The organism is Pseudomonas sp. Je.1.5.c, from assembly GCF_051129895.1.
GTDB classification, from domain to species: domain Bacteria; phylum Pseudomonadota; class Gammaproteobacteria; order Pseudomonadales; family Pseudomonadaceae; genus Aquipseudomonas; species Aquipseudomonas urmiensis.
The window spans coordinates 1-23,804 of the sequence record NZ_JBCPSP010000024.1; the positions used below are offsets into that span (position 1 = coordinate 1).

Below are 23,804 nucleotides of genomic sequence, written 5' to 3' on the forward strand. Positions count from 1 at the left end.
GAAGTGTTTGTGCAACCCTATCGCGGGGAAAGCCCGCACCCACGCTGTTTTTATGCCGCGTGTAAGGGGGTTTGCCCCGCGATGGCGTTGGCCGCCTCAGCGCAACCGAAGCGACCCTTTCAAGAACTCATACAACCCCGCCGCACTCTTGCGATAACCCTCGCCAGTCAGGTGCACCAGATCCCCTCGCGCCAGCCCCCCGGCCTGCCACCGGGCAATCGAACATGGCCCGCCCATGTAGGCCTGCCAATCCCAGAACAACGCCTTGTGTTTCTGCGCCATCTGCCGCTGCACCCGCACCACCCCAGCCAACGGCTGTGGCTGCTTGGCTGCGCATGAACGCGCCTTGCGCTGCTTGATCGAGTCCGGTGGCCCGACCAACAAGATCGCCGCCCGCGGCAACTGCTTGCGCAAGCTGCTCAGGGTCGCATCGAGCTGAGACTGGTACAGCGCCAGGTCGAGCTTGTCATCGAACGCCTCGTTGGTGCCGTAGGCGAGGATCACCAGGTCCGGTCGCAACAGCTTGAGGCTGTCTTGCCAACCGGGCTGCCACTTATCCACAACCTCCAGACGCGCACCATTGATGCCCAGCGAGGAATAGGTCACCCCGGCATTCTTCTGCCCCTGGAGGTACCAGCCACCCAGCAGCACACCCTCGCCCCCCTCCAGGCCTAGCTGCATCGGCAGGCCAAGATTGTTAAACGCTGGGCTCAAGCGCCACTGACCGTTGGTGGCTGGCAGCATGCGCCGCTGATTGCCATTGGCGAGCAAGGTGCTGTTACGGCTGGCCTGGTACAAGGCAGACACCTTGTAACGCTGCGCATCGGCGTCGCGCGCTTGCAGGTTCACCTTAGGCCGGGCTGCGAGCGGCAACGACAGGTAGCCGCCCAGAGGAAACTGGCTGCTCTGCTGGTTACGCGCCGAGATCAACTCCCACTGGCGGCGCTCACTGTTGATGATCACCCGATCATTGCGGATACCCGGCACCGAGGTCGCCGGCACCAGGCCGATACCACCATCGCCATAGCGCGCTTGCAGCAGACGCCGTAGCTCGCCACTGAACAGGTCGGCGGCGGTATGTGAGTCACCCAGCTGGACAATAGAGACAGGCGCACGCCTGGCGTTGCGCAACTTGTCGGCGAACACGCCGAGGTTGCCGTCCTGGCGAGTGGCGGGCGCGGTGGCAACTTTGGCGGGCGCAGGCTGGGCCGGCACGCTCACACCGGCACTGCAGCCGGGCACGCTGCTGATCAGCAGGGCCAGGCCCAGCAGGTGATGCCATTGGCGCATGGTCAATGTCCTGTAACGGTGAGGGCCGGGAAGCTGATCAGCGACAGTACCTGCGCCGCAATCATCTTCTGCCCGGTGATGGTGAAATGCACGCCGTCGTCATAACGGACTTTGATTCGCTTGCCTTGCGGCGACTGCACGGTAAAGGAGAACTGCTCGTCCGGATAGCCGAGGAACGGGTTGGCCGAAACGAAGTGCTGGCCGAACAGCGTTGCCTGCTGCTGGTACAGACCACTGAGATAGGCCATGGCCGAAGACAGCCGCGGTTGATTCATATTCGGCGGCCCGACCCAGATCACCTGGACCTGATGCGCCCGTGCCTGCTCGAGAATCGCATCGATGCGGGCGCGATAGGCCACTTCCCACTCCGGCGACTTGAAGCGCAGGAACGGCTTGCCCTTGCCCTGGGGCATATCCCACGGATCGTTGGGGCCAAGGAACACCACCATCAGGCGAATGTTCGGCTCACGCTCAAGGGTCTCGGCGACGGTCTTGGGCCAGTTGAAGAAGCCTGGGTAGGCCAGGCCGGTACTCTGCCGACTGAGGTTGACGGTCTTGATCTGATAGCGCTTGCGCAGGCTGTTGGCCAGATGCGGCGCAACCCCCTGCATCAGTGAGTCGCCGACCAGGAATACCTCATCACCGGCCGCCAAGGCTGCCACGGTGCCCGGCTGTAATAGCGGTGGCGCAGTTGACGGACGTGTGGGCGCCGGCGCGGCGGCGACTGGCGGCGTCACAGCATCAGCTGATACCGATGGCGCCGCCGCAGTGTGCACGGCCCTAGCTGGCGGCTTGCTCGGCAGCAGTGGTCGCTCCAGATCGACCGTCACCACCGGCATTGGTGGCGGTAGCACTTGCGGCTCTGGCGCCTTGGCGAGCTGGGTCTGGCGCTCGAGGCTGTCGAGGAAGCTGTCGCGCGCCCCGCCCAATGCCATGGTCAAGCCCGCGCCCAGGCGCCAGGCCGGCAGTTGGCCAATGACCGGCAGCTCACAGCTCTGGTGATACTTCTGCTGGCAATAGAGCTTGATCGAGTCCTGGTTCAGCCAGAACAACAACAGCGTGGTGACGACGATGGCGTACAGCGCCTTGGCCGCGCTCAGCTGCACCTGGGACAACGACGTGGCATTAGAAGCTGGCATAAATGAACCCCGGCACACCCGACTGCGAAGCGAAGATCACCAGCGACACGAACAACGCCAGCGGGATCGGATAGAGCTGCCAGGGCAACCGCTGGCTCGCGGCGAAACCCTGGCGTAGCAAGCTCAGCCACTGGGGATAACTGGCCACCAACAGCACGCTGGCCAGAATCAGCAGGCCGCTGGACGAATTCAGCCCCGCGACACTGACCTGGGCAATATCGCCGAGCATTTCCAGGGCGCTGTCCAGGGTTGGGCTGCGGAAGAAAATCCAGGCGAAGGCGACGTAATGGAAGGTCAATAGGCGAGCCAGCAGCCCTGCCCCAGGCAGTCGGGCAAAGCCAGGCAACAACTGGTCGAACAGCTTATAGATCGCCAGACCGACGCCATGCAGCGCGCCCCAGATAATGAAGTTCAGGCTCGCGCCGTGCCACAGGCCGGACACCAGCATGGCCAGCAACATGTTCAGGTTGCCCCGCCACACCCCCTGCCGGTTGCCGCCCAGCGGGATGTACACGTAATCGCGGATGAAGCGCGACAGGCTGATGTGCCAACGCGCCCAGAATTCCTTGAGGTTATGTGCCGCGTAGGGGGCGTTGAAGTTGTCCGGCAAGCGCACTCCCAATAGCAGGGCGATACCGGTGACCAGGTTGGTGTAGCCGCTGAAGTTGAAATAGATCAGGAAGCTGTAGCCATACACGCTCAGCAGCACCTGCTCGGGGCTGGCGCTGCCGGGGGTGTCGAATACCGGATCGACCCACTCGCTGCCCAGCCAGGCGCTGAAGAAGAATAACTTCACCACCGCCAGGGCGATCAGCCCCAGCGCACGCTGTGGCTCGAGTACCTGGCGCATGGCCTGTGGGCGAATCTGCGGCAGCATGTGCGCTGCACGATTGACCGGCCCCGCCACCAGGCTGGGGAAGAACGCCAGGTACAGCGCCAGATCCAGCACGGGCACAGGCGCAAGCTCACGGCGATTGATCGACACCAGGTAGCTGACCGAGTGGAAGGCATAGAACGACAGCCCGATCGGCACCAGCAACTCCAGAATCGGCAGCGAAACCGTCAGCCCCAGCGCTGCCAGCGCGCTCTGCGCACCCGCGACGAAGAACTCCTGGTACTTGAATAGATAGAAGCAGCCCAGCACCAGGGCCAGTAACAAGACCGGGTTGAACCAGCGCCCGGGATAGCGCGCTGTCAATTGCCCGAGCAGGTACACCAGTGCGCTGTAGCCGAGCAGGATGTACAGCGATTGCAGGCTGAAACTGGCCACCAAGGCATAACTGGCGGTCAGCAGCAGCGCATTCTGCAAACGCACGCTCCAGCACAGGCTCCAATAGAGCAGGAAGAACAGCGTGAAGCACAAGCCGAATTCGATCGAAAGGAAGCTCACAACGTAGTCCGTTACGTGACGTGGAGGGAGGGGCGGCGGCTGCCATGCAAGCCCCGGCGCAGAGCGCGCGGGATTATGGCAGAGGGGTCTGAACGCCACAATCGGACAGACTCTGAAATTGCAATACGAATATTCGCAGGCAAATGAAACAAAATGCGACGAACGATAGGCCTCGGCAATTTGCTCCCCCTGCCCCGCTCTGCTAGTGTCGCGCCGTTCTGAATGCCACCGAGACAGTCGCCATGGCCCGCAAAAAAACCTCCATCGATTTCGAACAATCCCTCGCCGATCTGCAAGCGCTGGTCGAGCGCCTGGAGAACGGTGAATTGTCGCTGGAAGAGTCGCTGGCCGCCTTCGAGCAAGGCATCGCCCTGACCCGTGACTGCCAGGGCGCCCTGGCCCAGGCCGAGCAAAAAGTGCAAATCCTGCTCGAGCGCGACGGCGAGCTGGCCGCTCAGCCGTTCGACGCGGAGCCGCAAGAATGATCAATAGCTACCAGGCCACCTGCCAGGCACGCGTCGATGCCGCTCTCGAACAGCTGTTCCAGGCGCCGTCGGCAGAGCTGCAGCGGCTCTATGAAGCCATGCGCTACAGCGTGATGAATGGCGGCAAGCGCGTGCGCCCGCTGCTCGCCTATGCCGCCTGCGAAGCCTTTGGCGCGCCGGCCGAAGACGCCAATGGCGCGGCCTGTGCGGTCGAACTGATCCACGCTTACTCGCTGGTCCACGATGACCTGCCGGCGATGGACGATGACGACCTGCGCCGTGGCCAGCCGACCACCCATAAAAAATTCGACGAAGCCTGCGCGATCCTCGCTGGCGACGGCCTGCAGAGCCTGGCTTTCGACGCCCTGCTCGACCCGCGCCTGAGCAGCCAAACCGCTGCCACCCGCCTGGACATGGTGCAGACCCTGGCCAAGGCCGCCGGCCCTGCCGGGATGGTCGGCGGGCAGGCCATCGACCTCGGCTCGGTGGGTTTGAAGCTCGACCAGCAAGCCCTGGAGTACATGCACCGGCACAAGACCGGCGCCCTGATCGAAGCCAGCGTGCGCCTCGGCGCCCTGGCCAGCGCGCGCGCCGAACAGGCCCAACTGGATGCCTTGCAGGTGTATGCCCAGGCCATCGGCCTGGCCTTCCAGGTGCAGGACGATATCCTCGACGTCGAGAGTGACACCGCCACCTTGGGCAAACGCCAGGGCGCTGACATAGCCCGTGACAAACCGACCTATCCAGCCTTGCTTGGCCTGGATGCGGCCAAGGCCTACGCGATCGAGCTGCGCGACCAGGCGCTGGCTGCATTGCACGGCTTTGGTGATAACGCCGAGCCGCTGCGCGCGCTGGCCCGCTATATCGTCGAGCGGCGCCACTAAACTAAGCAGATCTCGCCACGCCGCCGGTATTGCTTCAGCAAGCTTGGACCGCCCCCCTGTGAATGGGCAGCTTCCTACACAATGGGGTAAACTGCCGCGTCTTCAAACCTATAACGACTCGCCTGATGCCCACGACGTTTCAAGAGATCCCCCGCGAACGCCCGGTCACCCCGTTGCTGGACCGCGCCGATACGCCCGCCGGCCTGCGCCGGCTGGCTGAAGCCGACCTGGAGAACCTGGCCGACGAATTGCGCCAGGAGTTGCTCTATACCGTTGGTCAGACTGGCGGGCACTTCGGCGCCGGCCTGGGCGTGATCGAATTGACGGTTGCCCTGCACTACGTCTTCGACACCCCGGACGATCGTCTGGTGTGGGACGTCGGTCACCAGGCCTACCCGCACAAGATCCTCACCGGCCGCCGCCAGCGCATGCTCAGCCTGCGCCAGAAGGATGGCATCGCCGCCTTCCCGCGCCGCGTCGAAAGTGAGTACGACACCTTCGGCGTCGGCCACTCCAGCACCTCGATCAGTGCCGCGCTGGGCATGGCGATTGCCGCCCGCCTGCAAAACAGCCCGCGTAAATCGATCGCGGTGATCGGTGACGGCGCGCTGACTGCGGGCATGGCCTTCGAGGCGTTGAACCACGCCCAGGAAGTCAACGCCGACATGCTGGTGATCCTCAACGACAACGACATGTCGATCTCGCGCAACGTCGGCGGGTTGTCCAACTACCTGGCCAAGATCCTCTCCAGCCGCACCTACGCAAGCATGCGCGAGGGCAGCAAGAAGGTCCTCTCGCGCTTGCCTGGCGCCTGGGAAATCGCCCGGCGCACTGAAGAATATGCCAAGGGCATGCTGGTTCCCGGCACCCTGTTCGAAGAGCTGGGCTGGAACTACATCGGCCCGATCGACGGCCACGACCTGCCGACCCTGATCGCCACCCTGCGCAACATGCGTGACCTCAAGGGCCCGCAGTTCCTGCATGTGGTGACCAAAAAGGGCAAGGGCTTCGCCCCCGCCGAGGTCGACCCGATCGGCTACCACGCCATTACCAAGCTCGAACCTGCCGACAAACCGGTCGCGCCGAAACAAGCCAGCGGCCCTAAGTACTCCGCCGTGTTCGGTCAATGGCTGTGCGACATGGCCGCCGCCGACAATCGCCTGGTGGGCATTACCCCGGCGATGAAGGAAGGCTCGGACCTGGTGGCGTTCAGCGAGCGCTTCCCCGAGCGCTACTTCGACGTGGCCATTGCCGAGCAGCACGCTGTGACCCTGGCTGCGGGCATGGCCTGCGAAGGCGCCAAGCCGGTGGTGGCGATCTACTCGACCTTCCTGCAGCGTGCCTACGACCAGCTGATTCACGACGTGGCGGTGCAGAACCTCGATGTGCTGTTCGCCATCGACCGCGCCGGCCTGGTTGGTGAAGACGGCCCGACCCATGCTGGCAGCTACGACTTGTCGTACCTGCGGTGCATCCCCGGCATGCTGGTGATGACCCCGAGCGATGAGAACGAGCTGCGCAAGATGCTCAGCACCGGCCACCTGTACAACGGCCCGGCTGCGGTACGCTATCCGCGTGGCACTGGCCCGAATGCGCCGATCAGTGGCGATCTTGAGCCGCTGGAAATTGGTAAAGGCGTGGTCCGTCGCCAGGGCGAGAAAGTCGCCCTGCTGGTGTTCGGCGTGCAATTGGCCGAGGCCCTGCACGTGGCTGAGCAGATCAACGCGACCGTGGTCGACATGCGCTTCGTCAAACCACTGGATGAGGCCTTGATACGCGAGCTGGCGGCCAACCACGAACTGCTGGTGACCATCGAAGAGAACGCCATCATGGGCGGCGCGGGCGCTGCGGTGGGCGAGTTCCTCGCTCGCGAGGCGCTGCTCAAGCCGCTGCTGCACCTGGGGCTGCCGGACATCTATGTCGAACACGCCAAGCCTGCACAGATGCTGGCCGAATGCGGCCTGGATGCGGCGGGGATCGAAGCATCGGTGCGCGCGCGGATGGCCAAGCTCGGCCTCTGATTTTTTGCGGCTCAATCGCGGGGCAAGCCCGCTCCCACGCAGGCGTGGCGCTATCTGCTCCCACGCAGACAGACGCTATCTGCTCGCTTGCGTGGGAGCGGGCTTGCCCCGCGATAGCGATGGAACTGCCAGTGAAAATCCCAACCCTCACCACCCTGCTCTGCCTGCCGACCACCCTGCTGGCCGCCGAACCGGCCCGCGACGATGCCCTGAAACTCCCCGACGTGCTGATCAGCGCCAGCCGTCAGGTTGAATCGCGCACCACCACCAGCGCTGCCAACAGCGTATTCACCCGCAGCGACATCGACCGCCTGCAACCGAGCAGCGTCAGCGACCTACTGACCCGCGTGCCCGGCGTCCAGGTCGCCCCCACCGGCGGTCGCGGCAGCCTACCGGGGATCTTCATCCGCGGCACCAAGGCCGCCCAGAGCCTGGTGCTGGTCGACGGCGTGCGTATCGCCAACGCCACCTCTGGCGACAGCGGCCTGCAGTTTCTCGACGTCGACCAGATCGAGCGCATCGAAGTGCTGCGCGGTTCGCGCTCGGCGGTCTATGGCAGCGACGCCATTGGCGGGGTTATCCAGATCTTCACCCGCCGCAGCAGCGGCCCTGGCCTGCAACCGCGCCTGCGCCTGGCGGCCGGCAGCAACCAAACCTGGCAGCGCAGCCTGGGCCTGTCTGGCGGTGACGACGCTACCCGTTTCAGTCTGGGCGCCAGCCTGGACGAAACCGCTGGCATCGACTCGACCGGCCCGTCCTTTGCCAGCGACGGTGACCATGACGCCTATCGCAACCAATCATTCAACCTAAGCCTGAGCCACACCTTCAACGAGCGCTTCGAAGCCGGCTTGAACCTGCTCGACAGCCGTGGTCGCAGTGAATACGACAACCCTTACGGGCGCTTCGACCCGGTCACCTTCGAGAGTTTCGGCCAGAAGCCTTACACTGACTTCAGTGTCAGCAGCGTAGGCAGCTACTTCGACGCGCAGCTCAATGACGCCTGGCACTCGCGCCTGGAACTGGGCCACAGCGAGAACCGCGACGATAAGCGCGACAAACTCAGCGCTGAGCGCTTCGTCTACAACACCTACCGTGACCAGGTCACCTGGCAGAACGACCTGAGCCTGGGTGAACGCCACAGCCTGTTGCTGGGTGGCGATTGGTATCAGGACCGCGCCCAGGGCACGACCGAGTTCATCGAGGGCAGTCGCTGGAACCGTGCGGTATTTGTGCAGCATCGTTATGCCGGCGAAGGGTTCTCTAGCGAACTTGGCCTGCGCCACGACCGCAACCAGCAGTTCGGCCGCGAAACCACATTGAGTGCCAGCCTGACCCTGCCGGTAAACGAGCGCAACGACCTGCTGCTGTCCTACAGCGAGGGCTTTCGCGCACCAACGCTGAATGATCTCTACGATCCTCAGTACGGCAATCCTGAGCTCAAGCCCGAGCATTCCAAGAGTTACGAGCTGCAATGGCGCAGCCAATTGACCAGCAGCAGCCGCCTGGAAGCCTCGCTGTACCGCACCGACCTGCGTGACGCGATCATCTTCCCCGACATGCAGACCAAGCCCTACAACGTGGCCAGCGCGCGCATCGACGGGGTGGAGCTGACCCTGCATCAGCAGTGGCAAGCCTGGCAGGCCCAATTGGGCCTGGCGGTGATCGATCCGCGTGATCGCGACAGCGGGCACACCCTGGCCCGCCGCGCCCGTCGCACCCTGAGCCTGGATGTCGATCGGCAGTTCGAACGGTTCAGTGTCGGTGGCAGTTGGCAGGCGGTCAGCAGCAGCTACAACGAGGAGAAGAACCTCAATCGGCTCGCAGGCTATGGCTTGCTTGGCCTGCGTGGCAGTTGGACGGCCAGCCAGCAGATCAGGGTCGACCTGAAGTTGGATAACCTGTTGGACAAAGGCTACAGCCGTGCGCTGTACAGCTATGACAACAGCAACTACGGCTATCGCGAAGAAGGCCGCACCTGGCTGCTGAGCCTTACCTGGACGCCGGCACTCTAGCGTCGAGCACTGCGCAGAGCTTGGCGGTCGCTTCGATCATCTGCCCGCTGGGCCGCTCCAGGCCCTTGTCTGGCACCACCAGCAGCTGCTGATTGGCCGTGGCCCGCAGTTGCGGCCAGGCCTTCCACGGCGTCAGCTGCGCGTTGTCAGCGGCCAGGATCACTTCTGGATCACGCGCCAGCACCGACTCTACGCTGACCAGCGGCGCCGGCTGCGTCAGGTCGGCAAAGACATTGCGCGCGCCACAGACAGTCAGCGCATCGCTGACGATCTGCTGGCCACCCAAGGTATACAGCGGTTTGTCCCACACCTGATAGAACACCGCCAGCGGCCGATCACGTTGGTAGCGCTCGCGCAGCGCTTGCAGGCGGGCACGCAGTTGCGCGGTATAGTGCCGAGCCTGCTCAGCGCGACCCACCCGCACACCGATGGTCTCGATCTGCTCGATCAGTTGGTCGAGGTTTTTCGCTTCATCACTGAAGGTAGCGATGCCCAGGCGGCGCAGCTGATCGCGCTGGGCCGGGGCAACACTGCCAGGCCAGAGCAGCAGCAAGTCGGGCTTGAGGCTGAGCAGGCGCTCCATGTCCAGCTGGCCGTGACGCCCCACCGAAGGCAACGCAGCCAACCCTGCGGGCCGTTCGCCGCCGTCGAGCATCCCCACCAGCAGGTCATCGGCGTGCAGCTCGAGCATGATTTCCGTCATCGACGGCGCCAGGCTGATTACCCGTGGCCCAGCCGCTGCGTGAGCACCACCAACCAGTAGCAACAGCAGGCAAAGAAAGACGCGCATCAGCCCAGCTGACGCGGAATGCGATAGAGGTACAGCAACACCAAGGTGGACAGCGCCAGGAGGATTTGCGCTACCGCTTCTAGCCCGACCAAGACTGACAACGCGGCGACCCAGGCGGGGATGCAGGCGAACAACATGGCCATGCGCCGCACCCGCGCCAGCTCGATCCAGGCGGCCGGCTCTTCAGGCGTACCGAGCACCTTGGAGGTGGCAATCAACGCCCGCTTGTAGGCACCGAAGCGTGGCAGGCTGAGGAACATGGTCGCGGCTCCCGCGATGAACAGTGGCATGGCCAGCACCGGGATCAGTCCGTCGCCACCACCGAAGGCCCAGGCCATCACTGGCAGCGGCAACAGCCCGACTGCCAGGTATTGCCACCAGGCCAGCGCCAGGCGCCGCTTCACCTCGCTGCGGGTCACGCCTGAGGCACCTCACCTTGGTGCTCGGTGCCCATCATATGGCCAAGCTTGCCAGCCTTGGTCGCCAGGTACAGGCGGTTGTGCGGGTTGTGGCCGGTATGCAGCGGCACGCGCTCGGCGACGTTGATGCCCATGCTGGTCAGCGCCTTGACCTTGCGCGGGTTGTTGGTCATCAAGCGCAGCGCCTTGACGCCCAGGTGCTCGAGCATCGGCAGGCACATGGCATAGTCGCGCTGGTCAGCGGCGAAGCCCAGGCGCTCGTTGGCCTCGACGGTATCGGCGCCGCCATCTTGCAGCTCATAGGCGCGGATCTTGTTCAACAGGCCAATGCCACGACCTTCCTGGCGCAGGTACAGCAGCACGCCACGGCCTTCACGGGCGATGGCTTGCAGGGCGGCTTCGAGTTGCGAGCCGCAGTCGCAACGCTGGCTGAACAAGGCATCACCGGTCAGGCACTCGGAATGCAGGCGCCCGAGCACCGGCTCGCCGTCAGCGATATCACCCAGGCTGAGCACCACGTGCTCACGGCCAGTGGCTTCGTCGAGAAAGCCATGCATGGTGAAGGTCGCGAAGGGAGTCGGGAGTTTCGAGGCGGCAACAAAGACGACGGGCACGTTGTGCTCCTGATAAGTAACTTGGAATTTCACGTGAGCCGATTGTATCAGCAGGCTGGCGCATATGCGCAGGCTGAATACCGTGGCTTAAGATCGAAAAGTTCGATGCTTATTGAACATTGCAGGGTGCCAGCACTGGCCTCTTCGCGGGCAAGCCCGCTCCCACAGGGGGCCAAGTCGCTCAGAGACTTTTATTGTGTCAGTCATGACTCACCGCTGGCTTGAGATCTGCGCGGTAGCTGTGGGAGCGGGCTTGCCCGCGAAGAAGCCAACTCAATGTGGCTGACTGTGCGCAGTAAAAGGATACGGCTGCTGCCATAGGGGCCAAGTCGGTCAGAGCATTTGTATTGAGTCAGTCATGACTCAGCGCAAGCCTCAGATCTGCGCGGTAGCTGTGGGAGCGGGCTTGCCCGCGAAGAAGCCAACTTAATGGGGCTGACTGTCCGCAGTAAATGGATACGGCTGCTGCCACTTTTCGTAGATCGCTTTCAGCTCGCCGCTACGCACCAATTGCTCCATGCGCCGGTCAAACAAGTCTTTCAAGGATTTACCCTGTTCGTTCTTGGCAAATGCCAGATACAGCGGCAACTCAGCGATATGGGTACGCCGGAAGCGCTCAGGCTGCGCCGCCTGGCCCAGCACGTAGTCGACTTCAGTCAGCGCATCGATGTAGAAATCCACTCGCTCGTGCTCGAGCATCGGCAGGATCCCTTCACGCCGCTGGATCTCGCGAAATTCACGAACATTGGGCAGGTAACTGCCGTAGTCATAGCCGCGCACCCAGGCCAACCGGTACTGGCCAATGTTCTCAGGGGTAGGTTCCGGCTTGCTGGCAAGGCCCAAGGCATAGATATGGTCCATGTCGAAATGCCAACGCGGATAGAGGTTGTCGTCGTTCTCTTCCTTGTAGGAGCCGACCCAGGCATCCGCTTCGCCACGTTTGACCAAGCCCACCGCGCGACTGTAAGGCGCACTCTTGGTCAGCACTTTGACCCCGGCCGGCTCGAACACTTTGCGCAGTACGTCCCAGGCCACCCCGGTGCCGTCGGCATTGGTGTAGTCAAGCCATTCTTCACTGACCAGGTGGATCTGCGCAGGGTGCTGACCCTGCACGTTAGCGGCACACACGCTGCCGCTGAGCAGCAGCAACATCGCCAGCAACGCCGTCCTTATGCCCATCCACCCGCTCCTAAGTATCAGGCCACCGCCCACACCAGAACTTGCATGCCCAGCCAGGCAAAGACCCCGGCGAGGACATCGTCGAGCATGATCCCGACTCCGCCATGCACATGCCGGTCGATCCAGCGAATCGGCCACGGCTTGAGGATGTCGAAGAAGCGGAACATCAGGAACCCTGCGAGCAGCCACTGCCAGCCTTCCGGCACCAGCCACAGGGTGATCCACATGCCGACCATTTCGTCCCAGACAATGCCTTCATGGTCATGCACGCGCAAGTCGTTTGCCACTTTGCCGCACAGCCAGAAGCCAAACAGCATGGTCACGCCCAGCAGCAGCCAGTAGCCCCAGTCTGGCAGCATCTGCCACAGCGGGATGAACGGCAGCGCCACCAGGGAGCCCCAGGTACCAGGAGCCTTGGGTAGAGTGCCAGAGCCGAAGCCGAAGGCGATGAAGTGCCACGGGTTGCGCCAGACCGAGGGCGGAACGAACTCCGCAGGCACCTGGTTGGGGTGGTCGGTCACGGTGTCTCCCTAAAATGTTGATAGCCCCGCTGCTGCGGGGTGATGTCCTGGCCCTGCTCGTCCAGCAGGCGCACGCCCTCGCCATCGAGCACGCGGCCGACGACATGGACCGGCACACCAGCGGCGCGCAGGGATGAAAGCTGTGCCGGCGGCAAGGTGAAGGCCAGCACGTAGTCGTCGCCACCGATCAGCGCGGCCTGGCGCGCAGCTTCAGAGCCGAGAAAGCCCTGCAGAGCAGGTGACACCGGCACCTGTGCCAGGTTCACCTCGAGCGCCCGCCGGGAGGCCTTGGCGATATGGCCGCAGTCGGCCAACAGACCATCGGAGATGTCCAGGGCCGCCGTGGCTTTGCCAAGCAGGGCCTGGCCAAGGGCGAATTGTGGCGAGGGCGACCAGTAATGGGCCAGCAAGGGCCCAGCCAAGTCGGCTTCGACCTGGCGTTCACCGAGCACCAGCGGCAAGGCGCCAGCAGCATTGCCCAGTTCACCACCGACACACAGCAGATCCCCCACCTGGGCGCCGCTGCGCAGCAACGCCTGCCCACGTGCAACGCGGCCAAACACCGTCATGGTGATGCTCAGGGGACCACGGGTGGTGTCGCCGCCGATCAGGCTCAGGCCGCAGCGGCGGGCCATGCGATTGAGGCCTTCGGCGTAAGCCTGCAGCCACTGCGCGCTGACCTCGGGCAAGGTCAGCGCCAGGGTAAAACCAATGGGCGTGGCGCCCATCGCGGCCAGATCGCTGGCGGCCACGGCCAAGGACCGCTGGCCAAGCAGCGAAGGGTCGCAGACGGCAGGAAAATGCACGCCGGCGACCAGGGTATCAGTGGACACCGCCAGCTGCTGCGCAGCAGGCAGGTCCAGCAGGGCGCAGTCGTCACCAATCCCCAACGCCACGCCTTCGCCGCCCTGCGCACAGGGCGCGGCAGCGAAGTAATGGCGGATCAGCTCAAACTCACCCATGGCTGGTCAGCGCCGCAATCAGCGCTTGTACGCCTTGACTTCCGCTTCACGCAGACGCGGAGCGAGCTTGTCCAGTACACCGTTGACGAACTTGTGACCGTCGGTGGCGCCGAACACTTTGGCCAGCTCCACACCTTCGTTGATCACCACGCGATACGGCACATCGGCGCGCATGATGAACTCCCAGGTGGACAGGCGCAGAACGGCCAGTTCAACCGGGTCGAGCTCTTCCAGGGCAAGGTCCAGGCACGGCGCCAGAGCCTCGTCGATTTCCTTCACCTTGGCCGGAACCCCGTGCAGGATCTCGCGGAAGTAAGCGCCGTCTACATCGGAGAAATCGTTGTCGACCCGAAACTGCGCCTCGACCTCGTTCAGCGAGTGCCGGGCCATGTGCCACTGGTAGAGGGCCTGGGTCGCGAGCTTGCGGGCTTCGCGGCGCTTGGCGCTCTTCGAGGGCTTGCCGGCATCCGCAGGTTTTGGATCGCGCGGGTTGAAACGATCGCTTTCGTCGCTAATCACTTGGCCTCCAACTGCGCCAGCAGGCTGACCATTTCCAGGGCGGACAGGGCAGCTTCAGCACCTTTGTTGCCAGCCTTGGTGCCGGAACGCTCGATGGCTTGCTCGATGGAGTCGACAGTCAGCACGCCGAAGGCCACCGGAACACCGAACTCCATGGACACCTGGGCCAGGCCCTTGGTGCATTCGCCCGCCACGTATTCAAAGTGCGGGGTACCGCCGCGGATCACAGCGCCCAGGGCGATGATCGCGTCGTAAGCGCCTTGTTGGGCGACTTTCTGTGCAACCAGCGGGATTTCGAAGGCGCCAGGAGCACGGATGATGGTGATGTCGCTTTCGCTGACGCCATGGCGTACCAGGGCATCGACGGCACCGCTTACCAGACTTTCGACGACGAAGCTGTTGAAGCGGCCAACCACCAAAGCATAGCGACCTTTGGGGGCGATGAAGGTACCTTCGATGGTCTTCAGGGTCATTCCGGTGTTCTCATTTTAAAGAGCGAGGCCGCCGTAGACGGCCTGCAGGAGGGTTTGGACACGAGCGCCAGGGCAACTAGCGCGCCTGTGTCACTCAGAGGGCACGTATTCTACAACTTCCAGATCAAATCCGGATATCGCGTTGAACTTCATCGGCGAGCTCATCAGGCGCATCTTGCGCACGCCCAGATCACGCAGGATCTGCGAACCGGCACCGACCGTGCTGTAGGTGCTCGGCGTCTTGACCTGGGTTTCGCCGGCGCTTTCGCGGATATGCGCCAGGAGCACGTCGCCATCGAGTGGGTGGCCCAGCAGCAGGACCACGCCGCTGCCGGCCTCGGCCACCGCGCTCATCGCCGCACGCAGGCTCCAGCGGCCTGGCTGCTTGACCATCAGCAGGTCGCGCAGCGGGTCCATGTTGTGCACCCGCACCAGGGTCGGCTCTTCGGCGCAGATCTTGCCCAGGGTCAGTGCCATGTGCACATCGCCTTCGACCGAATCGCGGTAGGTGACCAGGTTGAACTGGCCCAGTTCGCTGTCAAGCGGCTGCTCGGAAACCCGCTGAACGGTACGCTCGTGGATCATCCGATAGTGGATCAGGTCGGCAATGGTGCCGATCTTCAGGCCATGTTCGGCAGCGAACACTTCCAGCTCGGCGCGACGCGACATGGTGCCGTCGTCGTTCATCACCTCGCAGATCACCCCGCTCGGCTCGAAGCCAGCCATGCGCGCCAGGTCGCAGGCGGCCTCGGTGTGGCCTGCGCGGGCCAGGGTACCGCCAGGCTGGGCCATCAGCGGGAAGATGTGACCGGGGCTGACGATGTCTTCGGCCTTGGCGTCCTTGGCTGCGGCCGCCTGCACGGTCCGCGCACGGTCGGCAGCGGAGATGCCGGTGGTGACGCCTTCGGCGGCTTCGATCGACACGGTGAACTTGGTGCCAAAGCCCGAACCATTGCGCGGCGCCATCAGCGGCAGCTTGAGGGTTTCGCAGCGTTCGCGGCTCATCGGCATGCAGATCAGGCCACGGGCGTGCTTGGCCATGAAGTTGATGTGCTCAGGCTGGCAGCACTCGGCGGCCATGATGATGTCGCCTTCGTTCTCGCGGTCTTCATCATCCATGAGGATGACCATTTTGCCTTGGCGGATGTCTTCCACCAGCTCTTCAATGCTGTTGAGCGCCACTCGGCACCCCCTTCTCAATCAGGATTTCAGGTAGCCGTTGGCGGCCAGGAAGCTTTCGGTGATGCTACTGCCCTTGCTCGGTTCGGCAGCCTTGTCGCCCAGCAGCAGACGCTCCAGGTAACGGGCCAGCAGGTCGACCTCAAGGTTCACCCGACGACCTGGGCGGTAGTCGGCCATGATGGTTTCGGACAGGGTGTGCGGGACGATGGTCAGCTCGAACTCGGCGCCATCGACCACGTTGACCGTCAGGCTGGTGCCGTCGACGGTGATCGAGCCCTTGTGGGCGATGTACTTGGCCAGCTCTCTGGGCGCACGCACGCGGAACTGGATGGCGCGGGCGTTATCGCTGCGCGAGATGATTTCGCCGACGCCGTCGACGTGGCCGCTGACCAAGTGACCGCCCAGGCGGGTGGTCGGGGTCAGGGCTTTTTCCAGGTTGACCGGGCTGCCGCTTTTCAAGTCGTCGAAGGCGGTGCACTCGAGGGTTTCGCGGCTGACGTCAGCCCAGAAACCGTCGCCCGGCAGGTCGACGGCCGTCAGGCAGACGCCGTTGACGGCAATGCTGTCGCCGAGTTTGACGTCGCCCAGGTCAAGCTTGCCGGTCTGGACGTAGACGCGCACGTCACCGCCCTTGGGGGTCAGGCTACGGATGGTGCCGATGGATTCGATGATGCCGGTGAACATGCGGTTGTCCTCGCAAATAGGGCTGCGCTGGGCTAGCCAGGCATTATACGCCGGTGGCCGGCAGGGGGATGGCCGTGACCCGCCAGTCATCGCCGACGGCGCGCATTTCAGTGATTTTCAGCCGCGGCGCCTGGCTCATCCGCGCCAGCGGCCAGTCCAGCAGCGGCCTGGCCTGGGAGCCGAGGAAGGTGCCGGCGACGAACAACTGGAACTCGTCGATCAGGCCTAGCTGGGCGAAGGCCCCCACCAAGCCGGCGCCGGCCTCCAGGAGAATTTCATTGACGCCACGCGCTGCCAGGGCCCTGAGCAGCCCGGGCAGGTCGACCCGGCCTTCGGCGCCGGGTAGGCACAGCAGTTCGTGACCGGCTTGGGCGTAACGCGGATCAGCCGCCGCCGCAGTCACTACCAGCGCCGGGCCTGCCTGGAAAAACGGCGCCGTCAGCGGCAGACGCAGGCGGCCGTCGATCAACACGCGCAGCGGTGGGCGTGACAGGGCCAGGGCCGTGGTTTCTGCATCAAGGCCCAACTGTTCGCCACGCACGGTCATCCGGGCGTTGTCGGCCAACACACTTTCGGCGCTGGTCAACACCACGCTGGAGCGGGCGCGCAGGCGTTGCACGGCGGCGCGCGCGGCAGGGCCGGTAATCCACTGGCTCTCGCCACTGGCCATCGCCGTGCGCCCGTCCAGGCTCATCGCCAGCTTGGCCCGGACGAACGGCAGCCCGTGTTCCATACGCTTGAGGAAACCTGGGTTGAGCGCGCGCGCTTCGCTTTCCAGCACGCCACTGGCGACTTCGATACCCGCCTCGGCCAAGCGCCGCAGGCCTTGGCCGGCCACTTGCGGATTGGGGTCCTGCATGGCCGCGACTACCCGGGCGACGCCGGCCTTGACCAGTGCCTCGGCGCACGGCGGGGTACGCCCATGGTGGCTGCACGGCTCCAGGGTCACGTAGGCGCAGGCGCCTTTAGCGCGTTCGCCAGCCTGGCGCAGTGCGTGCACCTCGGCGTGCGGCTCACCGGCGCGTACGTGCCAACCCTGGCCCACCACCTCGCCGTCGCGAACGATCACGCACCCCACGCGCGGGTTGGGATGGGTGCTGTACTGGCCCTTGCGGGCCAGTTGCAGGGCTTGGGCCATGTAGTGGGCGTCGAGAATCGCGATCTGGCTGGGCATGCTTACTCTTTAGCCGGCTCGCGGGCCAGGCGGTCGATTTCTTCGCGGAATTCGTCGAGGTCCTGGAAGCGCCGGTAGACCGAGGCGAAGCGGATGTAGGCGACTTCGTCGAGCTCGCGCAGCGCGGCCATGACCAGTTCACCCACCACCAGCGACTTGACCTCACGCTCGCCAGTGGCGCGCAATTTGTGCTTGATGTGGGCCAGCGCCGCTTCCAGCCGCTCGACGCTGACCGGGCGCTTTTCCAGCGCGCGCTGCATGCCGGCACGCAGCTTGTCTTCATCGAACGGTTGGCGTGTACCGTCTTGCTTGATCAGCCGCGGCAGCACCAGCTCGGCGGTTTCGAAGGTTGTGAAGCGTTCGCCGCAGGCGACGCACTCGCGCCGGCGACGCACCTGTTCGCCCTCGGCGACCAGGCGCGAGTCGATGACCTTGGTGTCGTTGGCACCGCAAAAGGGACAGTGCATGGTGGCAGGCAACAAAAAAAGGGAGGGCCATGGTAGCGCATCCGACTGGCAAGACAAGCCAAAGGGGTTACCATCCAATCAATTCTGCCCGTGAAGGACTCCACCATGCACTATCGAGCGCTCGTCGTGCTCTGTCTCGCTGGCCTGATGACGGCCTGCAGCAGCGATAAACCCAAAGGCGAGCAGCCCACTGCAGCGCCCGCTCCCAAGGTCGCGAAAAAGGCGCCGGCACTGGGGCCGCTACCGGCCTACCAGCGCGAAATCAGCGGCACCTTGCTGGAGGTGCCGGCAGGCGCCGACGTCGAACTGGCGCTGCTGGTGATCGATGAACGCGACCGGCCGCAGCGCCTGCTGGCCAGCAGCAACCTGATCGGTACCGGCCAGGCCCTGCCCTATCAGCTGCGCTTCAATCCCGAGGCATTCCCGGCCGGGGCCAGGGTCGAATTGCGTGGCCGCGCCAGCCGCTCCGGCCAGCTGATCATGCACCTGCCACCGCAGCGTATTGTTCAAGCCGCGAGCCAAGCCACTGGCCCACTGCGCTTCGAGAAGGCGCCATAGATGGCGCCGTTGCATCTGCAACAGGCCCTGAGCGGCCTGATCGGTGAAGCGCGGCTGGTCGCCAGCGAGCTGCCGCAGTGCGCCTTGAAGCTGTGGCTGATCGATGCGCAGAACATGAATCGCGCCTTCAGCAGCGAAGAAACCCAACGCATCCTCGAAGACCCGCCGTACTGGAGCTTCTGCTGGGCCAGCGGCCTGGCCATGGCGCGCTACCTGGCCGAGCGCCCGGAGTTGGTGCGTGGCAAGCGCGTGCTGGATTTCGGCGCCGGTTCAGGCATCGCCGGGATCGCTGCCGCGCGAGCGGGGGCATTGGAAGTGGTGGCCTGCGACCTCGATCCGCTGGCGTTGCAAGCCTGCCAGGCGAACGCGGCGCTCAATGAGGTCGAACTGGGTTACAGCAGCGATTTTTTTGCCGAAGCCGATCGCTTCGACCTGATCCTGGTGGCAGACGTGCTCTACGATCGCGCCAACCTGCCACTGCTCGATGCGTTTCTTAGCCGAGGCCGCCAGGCGCTGGTCGCTGACTCGCGGGTGCGCGACTTCAGCCACCCGTTGTACCAGCCATTGGGGGTGCTTGAAGCACTGACCCTGCCGGACCTGGCCGAGCCACACGAATTCCGCCGGGTCAGCCTGTACCACGCCAGCCGCGAGCCTTTATAGTGGTGCCATCCAGAGATTTGCGAGAGTCGCGATGAGCCAAGCACCAGATAGCAACGCCCTGCCGTATATTTTCGACGCCACCGACGCCAACTTCCAGCAACTGGTCATCGAAAACTCCTTCCACAAGCCCGTGCTGGTGGACTTCTGGGCCGAGTGGTGCGCGCCGTGCAAGGCGCTGATGCCACTACTGGCGAAGATCGCCGAGGGTTACCAGGGCGAACTGCTGCTGGCCAAGATCAACTGCGATGTGGAACAGCAGGTGGTTGCCCAGTTCGGCATCCGCAGCCTGCCCACCGTGGTGCTGTTCAAGGACGGCCAGCCAGTCGACGGTTTTGCTGGTGCCCAGCCTGAGTCGGCCATCCGCGCCCTGCTCGAACCGCATGTGCAGATGCCGGCGGCGCCCACTGCTTCGCCGCTCGAAGAAGCCAAGGCGCTGTTCGCCGAGAGCCGCTTCGCCGATGCCGAAACCGCGCTCAAGACCCTGCTGGGTGAAGACAACAGCAATGCCGAAGCGCTGATTCTGTATGCGCGCTGCCTGGCCGAGCGGGGTGAGTTGGGTGAGGCGCAAGTGGTGCTCGATGCGGTCAAGACCGATGAGCACAAGGCGGCCCTGGCCGGCGCCAAGGCGCAACTGACCTTCCTGCGCCAGGCTGCCAGCCTGCCGGAGGCGGCCGAGCTCAAGAGCCGCCTGGCGCAAAACCCGCAGGACGATGAGGCCGCGTATCAACTGTGCATTCAGCAACTGGCGCGTCAGCAGTACGAAGCGGCGCTCGATGGCTTGCTGAAGTTGTTCCAGCGTAATCGCGGCTATGAGAACGGCTTGCCGCAAAAGGCAATGTTGCAGGTGTTCGAGTTGCTCGGCAGCGATCACCCGCTGGTCAGCGTCTATCGTCGCAAGTTGGCGGCGGCGCTGTTCTAACAGCGCCAACGCTCATCGCGGGGCAAGCCCGCTCCCACGAGGCTCGCCACTAGGGACTGCATGAAAAGTCTTAGGCTTTTCGTACAGAGCCGAAGGTCACGTGGCTCGCCACTAGGCCTGCATGAAAAGTCTTAGGCTTTTCGTACAGAGCTTAAGCTCACGTGGCTCGCCACTAGGCCTGCATGAAAAGTCTTAGGCTTTTCGTACAGAGCTTAAGCTCACGTGGCTCGCCACTAGGCCTGCATGAAAAGTCTTAGGCTTTTCGTACAGAGCCGAAGGTCACGTGGCTCGCCACTAGGCCTGCATGAAAAGTCTCAGGCTTTTCGTACAGAGCTTAAGCTCACGTGGCTCGCCACTAGGCCTGCATGAAAAGTCTCAGGCTTTTCGTACAGAGCTTAAGCTCACGTGGGAGCGGGCTTGCCCCGCGATGCTTTTCATCCGAGCCAGTGATAAACCGGGGCATCCGCCCCGCTTTGCACCTTCACTTCACTGCTATGGCGCAAGCGCACCAGCAGGCGCTTGCCCGCCGCGGTACTGCCCGCCAGCCCTTCCAAGCGTTCCAGCAACTCTGGCCCACTCATCTGTCCAGCCGCGCGCAGCACCTCACGCGCCGCCGCCCACTGGCCATCGTCCTGGCGTGGCGCTGCACTCGTCGTGGAAACTACCGCCTCTGCCACCGGCACCTCCAGCTGACGCCCCAACTGCGCCCACTCCTCCGGTTCCAGCTCGATGCTCAGATCCACCGGCCAGTCACCAATCGTTCCGCGTATTCTCACGAAGCCTTCCTTCCAACAGGATCAATGGCGTCCATGCTCCCACGACATGAAACCTTCGCCAAGCGGCTGGCGTGGCCAAGAAAAGTTGTTATAACATTACCAAACCCTTCCCGCACGCTCCCGGAGTCGTCCATGCGCCGCCTGCTCCTCGCCCTGCCCTTCGCCTTGCTGCCCCTGGCCGTGGCCCATGCCCACGACGACCATGACCATGATCACGACCATGCCCACGGCAGCCTCGGCGCTCATGAACATGGTGTGGCCAAGCTCAATGCGGTACTCGACGGCAGCACCCTGGAACTGGAACTGGACAGCCCGGCGATGAACCTGGTGGGCTTCGAGCACGCCGCCAGCAGCGACGCCGACAAGGCCAAAGTCGCCGCCGTGCGCCAGCAGCTCGAACAACCCTTGAAGCTGTTCGGCCTGGCCAAGGCCGCCGGTTGCAGCGAAGACGCGCAAGAGCTGGAGAGCCCGCTGTTCGGCGACCAGCCTGCAGCCGATGACGACGGCGACGCCCATGAGCACCAGCACAGCGATATCCATGCCCACTACCAATTGACCTGCGCCACGCCGGACAAGCTCAGCAGCCTCGACCTGACCCCGCTGTTCAAAGCCTTCCCGGCAACGCAGAAGATCAATCTGCAGCTGATCGGCCCCAATGGTCAGAAAGGTGTGGAGGCCACGCCGAGCAAAGCGGTGGTCGCCTTCTAAATGAGTCAGCCGCTGATCGACCTGCAAGATCTGCTGTTCGCCTGGCCGGGCCAGCCGCCACTGCTGGAGATTGCCCAGTTTCGCCTGGAGCGCGGTGAGGCGATGTTCCTCAAAGGCCCCAGCGGCAGCGGCAAGACCACCCTGCTCGGTTTGCTGGGCGGGGTGAACCTGCCCGGCCAAGGCAGCATTCGCCTGCTTGGCCAGGCCCTCGGTGAACTGAGCCAAGGCGCCCGCGACCGCTTCCGGGTCGATCACACCGGCTACATTTTCCAGCAGTTCAACCTGCTGCCATTCCTCTCGGTGCGCGAGAACGTCGAGTTGCCTTGTCGCTTCTCACGCAGTCGCGCCGAACGCGCCAGCCAGCGCCACGGCAGCATCGACCAGGCCGCTGCGGTGTTGCTAGCGCACCTGGGGCTGGACGATCCGGCCTTGCTCGCTCGACGTGCCGACACCCTCTCGATCGGGCAGCAACAACGGGTGGCGGCGGCGCGCGCGCTGATCGGCCAGCCTGAACTGGTGATCGCCGACGAACCGACCTCGGCGCTGGACGCCGATACCCGCGAGGCGTTCATCCGGTTGCTGTTCGACGAATGCCGGGCGGCCGGCTCCAGCCTGCTGTTCGTCAGCCATGACCAAAGCCTGGCACCGCTGTTCGACCGTCACCTGTCCCTGGCCGAACTCAATCGCGCCGCCAAGCCCCGGGAGGCCTGATGTACCTGCTCCGCCTTGCCCTGGCCAGCCTGGCCAACCGGCGTTTCACCGCCTTTCTGACCGCTTTCGCGATTGCCCTGTCGGTGTGCCTGCTGCTGGCCGTCGAGCGCGTGCGCACCGAGGCCCGCGCCAGTTTCGCCAGCACCATCAGCGGCACCGACCTGATCGTCGGCGCCCGCTCCGGGTCGGTCAACTTGCTGCTGTACTCGGTGTTTCGCATCGGTAACGCCACCAACAACATCCGTTGGGACAGCTACCAGCATTACGCCAAGGATCCACGGGTGAAGTGGGCCATCCCGATCTCCCTGGGCGACTCTCATCGCGGCTACCGGGTAATGGGCACCACGGGCGATTACTTCAGCCATTACCAATACGGTCGGCGCCAGCACCTGGAACTGAGCCAGGGCCGGGCGTTCGCCGATGATCCCTTCGAGGTGGTGCTCGGCGCCGAAGTGGCGGATGCGCTGCACTACGGGCTTGGCGACAAACTGGTGCTGGCCCACGGCGTGGCGGCGATCAGCCTGGTCAAGCACGATGACAAGCCGTTCACTGTGGTCGGTGTGCTCAAGCGCACCGGCACGCCAGTCGATCGCACCTTGCACATCAGCCTCGGCGGTATGGAGGCCATTCATATCGACTGGCACAACGGCGTGCCCGCACGCGGTGCCGGCAGGATCAGCGCCGAGCAAGCGCGGACCATGGACCTGCAGCCTGCTGCGATTACCGCGTTCATGCTGGGCCTGAACAACAAGATCGCCACCTTCAGTTTGCAGCGCGAGATCAACCAGTTCCGCACTGAGCCGTTGCTGGCGATCCTGCCAGGCGTGGCCTTGCAGGAGTTGTGGAGCCTGATGGGCACGGCCGAGCAGGCCTTGTTCGTGGTGTCGCTGTTCGTCGTGCTGACTGGGTTGATCGGCATGCTCACTGCCATTCTCACCAGCCTCAACGAACGGCGGCGGGAGATGGCCATCTTGCGTTCGGTCGGCGCCCGGCCTTGGCATATCGCCGGCCTGCTGGTGCTCGAAGCCTTGGCCCTGGCGGTGGCCGGTATTGCCGCCGGGCTGGGGCTACTGTACACCGGGATCGCCCTGGCCCAGGGCTATGTGCAGGCCAACTATGGTTTGTACCTGCCACTGGCCTGGCCCAGCGCACATGAGTGGACGCTGCTGGCTATCATCCTTGGGGCGGCATTGCTGATGGGTAGCGTGCCAGCCTGGCGTGCCTATCGGCAGTCGCTGGCCGATGGTTTGTCGATTCATCTCTGAGT

26 protein-coding genes are annotated in these 23,804 nt (G+C 64.1%); 10 read left to right on the plus strand and 16 right to left on the minus strand.

Translation table 11 applies throughout. The annotated features are described in order from the left end of the window. Nucleotides 1-96: 96 nt before the first annotated feature. From AAZU54_RS17195 to AAZU54_RS17205, 3 genes are read right to left on the minus strand one after another with little or no spacing between them, the layout of a single operon-like run. On the minus strand, nt 97-1,290 hold the full coding sequence (locus tag AAZU54_RS17195; protein ID WP_392466483.1) for an SGNH/GDSL hydrolase family protein: 1,194 nt from the start codon (nt 1,288-1,290) through the stop codon (nt 97-99). Nucleotides 1,291-1,292: 2 nt separating this feature from the next. Next, entirely contained in the window at nt 1,293-2,429 is a 1,137-nt protein-coding gene (locus AAZU54_RS17200; RefSeq protein ID WP_434727439.1) for an SGNH/GDSL hydrolase family protein, read from the minus strand. After that, a complete protein-coding gene (locus tag AAZU54_RS17205) occupies nt 2,416-3,819 on the minus strand; it encodes an MBOAT family O-acyltransferase (protein WP_186556634.1) in 1,404 nt (467 codons plus the stop codon). The genes AAZU54_RS17200 and AAZU54_RS17205 overlap by 14 nt, the downstream gene beginning before the upstream one ends. 242 nt (nt 3,820-4,061) lie before the next feature. Between AAZU54_RS17205 and AAZU54_RS17210 the strand changes: the two genes are divergently transcribed. The 4 genes from AAZU54_RS17210 to AAZU54_RS17225 all read left to right on the plus strand — a co-directional run bounded on the left by AAZU54_RS17210 (nt 4,062) and on the right by AAZU54_RS17225 (nt 9,221). Next, a complete protein-coding gene (locus AAZU54_RS17210) occupies nt 4,062-4,304 on the plus strand; it encodes an exodeoxyribonuclease VII small subunit (RefSeq protein ID WP_186556633.1) in 243 nt (80 codons plus the stop codon). Next, nucleotides 4,301-5,188 (plus strand): (2E,6E)-farnesyl diphosphate synthase, encoded by an 888-nt coding sequence (ispA, locus tag AAZU54_RS17215; protein WP_312151853.1) that lies wholly within the window; start codon nt 4,301-4,303, stop codon nt 5,186-5,188. The genes AAZU54_RS17210 and ispA overlap by 4 nt, the downstream gene beginning before the upstream one ends. Nucleotides 5,189-5,313: 125 nt before the next feature. Next, nucleotides 5,314-7,209, plus strand: coding sequence for a 1-deoxy-D-xylulose-5-phosphate synthase (dxs, locus tag AAZU54_RS17220; protein ID WP_312151855.1), 1,896 nt, complete (start codon nt 5,314-5,316; stop codon nt 7,207-7,209). Nucleotides 7,210-7,328: 119 nt separating this feature from the next. Beyond that, the gene (locus tag AAZU54_RS17225) at nt 7,329-9,221 is read left to right on the plus strand and encodes a TonB-dependent receptor domain-containing protein (protein ID WP_434727440.1); all 1,893 of its coding nucleotides are present in this window, start codon (nt 7,329-7,331) and stop codon (nt 9,219-9,221) included. On the opposite strand, the gene AAZU54_RS17230 is transcribed toward AAZU54_RS17225, so the two are convergent. From AAZU54_RS17230 to nrdR, 12 genes are all read right to left on the minus strand, one after another. After that, nucleotides 9,199-10,011, minus strand: coding sequence for a cobalamin-binding protein (locus AAZU54_RS17230; RefSeq protein WP_186556629.1), 813 nt, complete (start codon nt 10,009-10,011; stop codon nt 9,199-9,201). The two genes, AAZU54_RS17225 and AAZU54_RS17230, sit on opposite strands and share 23 nt — an antisense overlap. Beyond that, on the minus strand, nt 10,011-10,430 hold the full coding sequence (locus tag AAZU54_RS17235) for an MFS transporter (RefSeq protein WP_186556628.1): 420 nt from the start codon (nt 10,428-10,430) through the stop codon (nt 10,011-10,013). The genes AAZU54_RS17230 and AAZU54_RS17235 overlap by 1 nt, the downstream gene beginning before the upstream one ends. Then, nucleotides 10,427-11,044 carry a GTP cyclohydrolase II gene (gene ribA / locus AAZU54_RS17240; RefSeq protein WP_186556627.1) on the minus strand — a complete coding sequence of 206 codons (618 nt, stop codon included), beginning with the start codon at nt 11,042-11,044 and terminating at the stop codon, nt 10,427-10,429. The genes AAZU54_RS17235 and ribA overlap by 4 nt, the downstream gene beginning before the upstream one ends. A 426-nt stretch (nt 11,045-11,470) precedes the next feature. Beyond that, nucleotides 11,471-12,223: a substrate-binding periplasmic protein gene (locus AAZU54_RS17245; RefSeq protein WP_434727441.1), complete on the minus strand. Its 753-nt coding sequence runs from the start codon at nt 12,221-12,223 to the stop codon at nt 11,471-11,473. A 17-nt stretch (nt 12,224-12,240) separates the two neighbouring features. Further along, on the minus strand, nt 12,241-12,744 hold the full coding sequence (locus AAZU54_RS17250) for a phosphatidylglycerophosphatase A family protein (protein ID WP_312151861.1): 504 nt from the start codon (nt 12,742-12,744) through the stop codon (nt 12,241-12,243). Further along, nucleotides 12,741-13,706: a thiamine-phosphate kinase gene (gene thiL / locus AAZU54_RS17255; RefSeq protein WP_186556624.1), complete on the minus strand. Its 966-nt coding sequence runs from the start codon at nt 13,704-13,706 to the stop codon at nt 12,741-12,743. Before thiL ends, AAZU54_RS17250 begins: the two co-directional genes overlap by 4 nt. Nucleotides 13,707-13,724: 18 nt before the next feature. Beyond that, nucleotides 13,725-14,225 (minus strand): transcription antitermination factor NusB, encoded by a 501-nt coding sequence (gene nusB / locus AAZU54_RS17260; RefSeq protein WP_186556623.1) that lies wholly within the window; start codon nt 14,223-14,225, stop codon nt 13,725-13,727. Continuing rightward, nucleotides 14,222-14,698, minus strand: a complete 477-nt coding sequence (ribH, locus tag AAZU54_RS17265) for a 6,7-dimethyl-8-ribityllumazine synthase (protein ID WP_003255395.1) — start codon at nt 14,696-14,698, stop codon at nt 14,222-14,224. The genes nusB and ribH overlap by 4 nt, the downstream gene beginning before the upstream one ends. Before the next feature lie 90 nt (nt 14,699-14,788). After that, nucleotides 14,789-15,880: a bifunctional 3,4-dihydroxy-2-butanone-4-phosphate synthase/GTP cyclohydrolase II gene (gene ribBA, locus AAZU54_RS17270; RefSeq protein WP_186556622.1), complete on the minus strand. Its 1,092-nt coding sequence runs from the start codon at nt 15,878-15,880 to the stop codon at nt 14,789-14,791. Between the two features lie 18 nt (nt 15,881-15,898). Continuing rightward, entirely contained in the window at nt 15,899-16,564 is a 666-nt protein-coding gene (locus tag AAZU54_RS17275) for a riboflavin synthase (RefSeq protein ID WP_186556621.1), read from the minus strand. A 43-nt stretch (nt 16,565-16,607) separates the two neighbouring features. Then, nucleotides 16,608-17,738, minus strand: a complete 1,131-nt coding sequence (gene ribD, locus AAZU54_RS17280) for a bifunctional diaminohydroxyphosphoribosylaminopyrimidine deaminase/5-amino-6-(5-phosphoribosylamino)uracil reductase RibD (RefSeq protein ID WP_434727442.1) — start codon at nt 17,736-17,738, stop codon at nt 16,608-16,610. Nucleotides 17,739-17,740: 2 nt separating this feature from the next. Then, nucleotides 17,741-18,205 (minus strand): transcriptional regulator NrdR, encoded by a 465-nt coding sequence (gene nrdR / locus AAZU54_RS17285; RefSeq protein ID WP_186556619.1) that lies wholly within the window; start codon nt 18,203-18,205, stop codon nt 17,741-17,743. Nucleotides 18,206-18,310: 105 nt separating this feature from the next. On the opposite strand from nrdR, the gene AAZU54_RS17290 reads away from it, so the two are divergent. The 3 genes from AAZU54_RS17290 to trxA are packed head-to-tail and all read left to right on the plus strand — an operon-like array spanning nt 18,311 to nt 20,342. Beyond that, a complete protein-coding gene (locus tag AAZU54_RS17290) occupies nt 18,311-18,763 on the plus strand; it encodes a YbaY family lipoprotein (protein ID WP_186556618.1) in 453 nt (150 codons plus the stop codon). Then, nucleotides 18,764-19,423, plus strand: coding sequence for a class I SAM-dependent methyltransferase (locus AAZU54_RS17295; RefSeq protein WP_434727443.1), 660 nt, complete (start codon nt 18,764-18,766; stop codon nt 19,421-19,423). Between the two features lie 31 nt (nt 19,424-19,454). Further along, entirely contained in the window at nt 19,455-20,342 is an 888-nt protein-coding gene (gene trxA / locus AAZU54_RS17300) for a thioredoxin (RefSeq protein WP_312152774.1), read from the plus strand. Between the two features lie 434 nt (nt 20,343-20,776). Here the strand turns inward: trxA and AAZU54_RS17305 are convergent, their stop codons facing one another. Beyond that, the gene (locus AAZU54_RS17305; protein WP_186557339.1) at nt 20,777-21,118 is read right to left on the minus strand and encodes a hypothetical protein; all 342 of its coding nucleotides are present in this window, start codon (nt 21,116-21,118) and stop codon (nt 20,777-20,779) included. Between the two features lie 132 nt (nt 21,119-21,250). Between AAZU54_RS17305 and AAZU54_RS17310 the strand changes: the two genes are divergently transcribed. From AAZU54_RS17310 to AAZU54_RS17320, 3 genes are read left to right on the plus strand one after another with little or no spacing between them, the layout of a single operon-like run. Beyond that, the gene (locus tag AAZU54_RS17310) at nt 21,251-21,826 is read left to right on the plus strand and encodes a DUF2796 domain-containing protein (protein ID WP_312152772.1); all 576 of its coding nucleotides are present in this window, start codon (nt 21,251-21,253) and stop codon (nt 21,824-21,826) included. Continuing rightward, nucleotides 21,827-22,537, plus strand: a complete 711-nt coding sequence (locus tag AAZU54_RS17315; RefSeq protein ID WP_186557337.1) for an ATP-binding cassette domain-containing protein — start codon at nt 21,827-21,829, stop codon at nt 22,535-22,537. Continuing rightward, nucleotides 22,537-23,802 (plus strand): ABC transporter permease, encoded by a 1,266-nt coding sequence (locus AAZU54_RS17320; RefSeq protein WP_186557336.1) that lies wholly within the window; start codon nt 22,537-22,539, stop codon nt 23,800-23,802. The genes AAZU54_RS17315 and AAZU54_RS17320 overlap by 1 nt, the downstream gene beginning before the upstream one ends. Nucleotides 23,803-23,804 lie beyond the last annotated feature (2 nt).

What these genes read in the sequence shown, in the direction of transcription:
- AAZU54_RS17315 (WP_186557337.1), top strand. Translation starts at nt 21,827, where the DNA reads ATGAGTCAGCCGCTGATCGACCTGCAAGATCTGCTGTTCGCCTGGCCG.
- AAZU54_RS17320 (WP_186557336.1), top strand. Translation starts at nt 22,537, where the DNA reads ATGTACCTGCTCCGCCTTGCCCTGGCCAGCCTGGCCAACCGGCGTTTC.
- ispA (WP_312151853.1), top strand. Translation starts at nt 4,301, where the DNA reads ATGATCAATAGCTACCAGGCCACCTGCCAGGCACGCGTCGATGCCGCT.
- AAZU54_RS17210 (WP_186556633.1), top strand. Translation starts at nt 4,062, where the DNA reads ATGGCCCGCAAAAAAACCTCCATCGATTTCGAACAATCCCTCGCCGAT.
- AAZU54_RS17310 (WP_312152772.1), top strand. Translation starts at nt 21,251, where the DNA reads ATGCGCCGCCTGCTCCTCGCCCTGCCCTTCGCCTTGCTGCCCCTGGCC.
- AAZU54_RS17275 (WP_186556621.1), bottom strand. Translation starts at nt 16,564, where the DNA reads ATGTTCACCGGCATCATCGAATCCATCGGCACCATCCGTAGCCTGACC.
- dxs (WP_312151855.1), top strand. Translation starts at nt 5,314, where the DNA reads ATGCCCACGACGTTTCAAGAGATCCCCCGCGAACGCCCGGTCACCCCG.
- AAZU54_RS17290 (WP_186556618.1), top strand. Translation starts at nt 18,311, where the DNA reads ATGCACTATCGAGCGCTCGTCGTGCTCTGTCTCGCTGGCCTGATGACG.
- nrdR (WP_186556619.1), bottom strand. Translation starts at nt 18,205, where the DNA reads ATGCACTGTCCCTTTTGCGGTGCCAACGACACCAAGGTCATCGACTCG.
- ribH (WP_003255395.1), bottom strand. Translation starts at nt 14,698, where the DNA reads ATGACCCTGAAGACCATCGAAGGTACCTTCATCGCCCCCAAAGGTCGC.
- AAZU54_RS17230 (WP_186556629.1), bottom strand. Translation starts at nt 10,011, where the DNA reads ATGCGCGTCTTTCTTTGCCTGCTGTTGCTACTGGTTGGTGGTGCTCAC.
- AAZU54_RS17195 (WP_392466483.1), bottom strand. Translation starts at nt 1,290, where the DNA reads ATGCGCCAATGGCATCACCTGCTGGGCCTGGCCCTGCTGATCAGCAGC.
- AAZU54_RS17245 (WP_434727441.1), bottom strand. Translation starts at nt 12,223, where the DNA reads ATGGGCATAAGGACGGCGTTGCTGGCGATGTTGCTGCTGCTCAGCGGC.
- AAZU54_RS17200 (WP_434727439.1), bottom strand. Translation starts at nt 2,429, where the DNA reads ATGCCAGCTTCTAATGCCACGTCGTTGTCCCAGGTGCAGCTGAGCGCG.
- ribD (WP_434727442.1), bottom strand. Translation starts at nt 17,738, where the DNA reads ATGCCCAGCCAGATCGCGATTCTCGACGCCCACTACATGGCCCAAGCC.
- trxA (WP_312152774.1), top strand. Translation starts at nt 19,455, where the DNA reads ATGAGCCAAGCACCAGATAGCAACGCCCTGCCGTATATTTTCGACGCC.
- thiL (WP_186556624.1), bottom strand. Translation starts at nt 13,706, where the DNA reads ATGGGTGAGTTTGAGCTGATCCGCCATTACTTCGCTGCCGCGCCCTGT.
- AAZU54_RS17295 (WP_434727443.1), top strand. Translation starts at nt 18,764, where the DNA reads ATGGCGCCGTTGCATCTGCAACAGGCCCTGAGCGGCCTGATCGGTGAA.
- AAZU54_RS17225 (WP_434727440.1), top strand. Translation starts at nt 7,329, where the DNA reads ATGGAACTGCCAGTGAAAATCCCAACCCTCACCACCCTGCTCTGCCTG.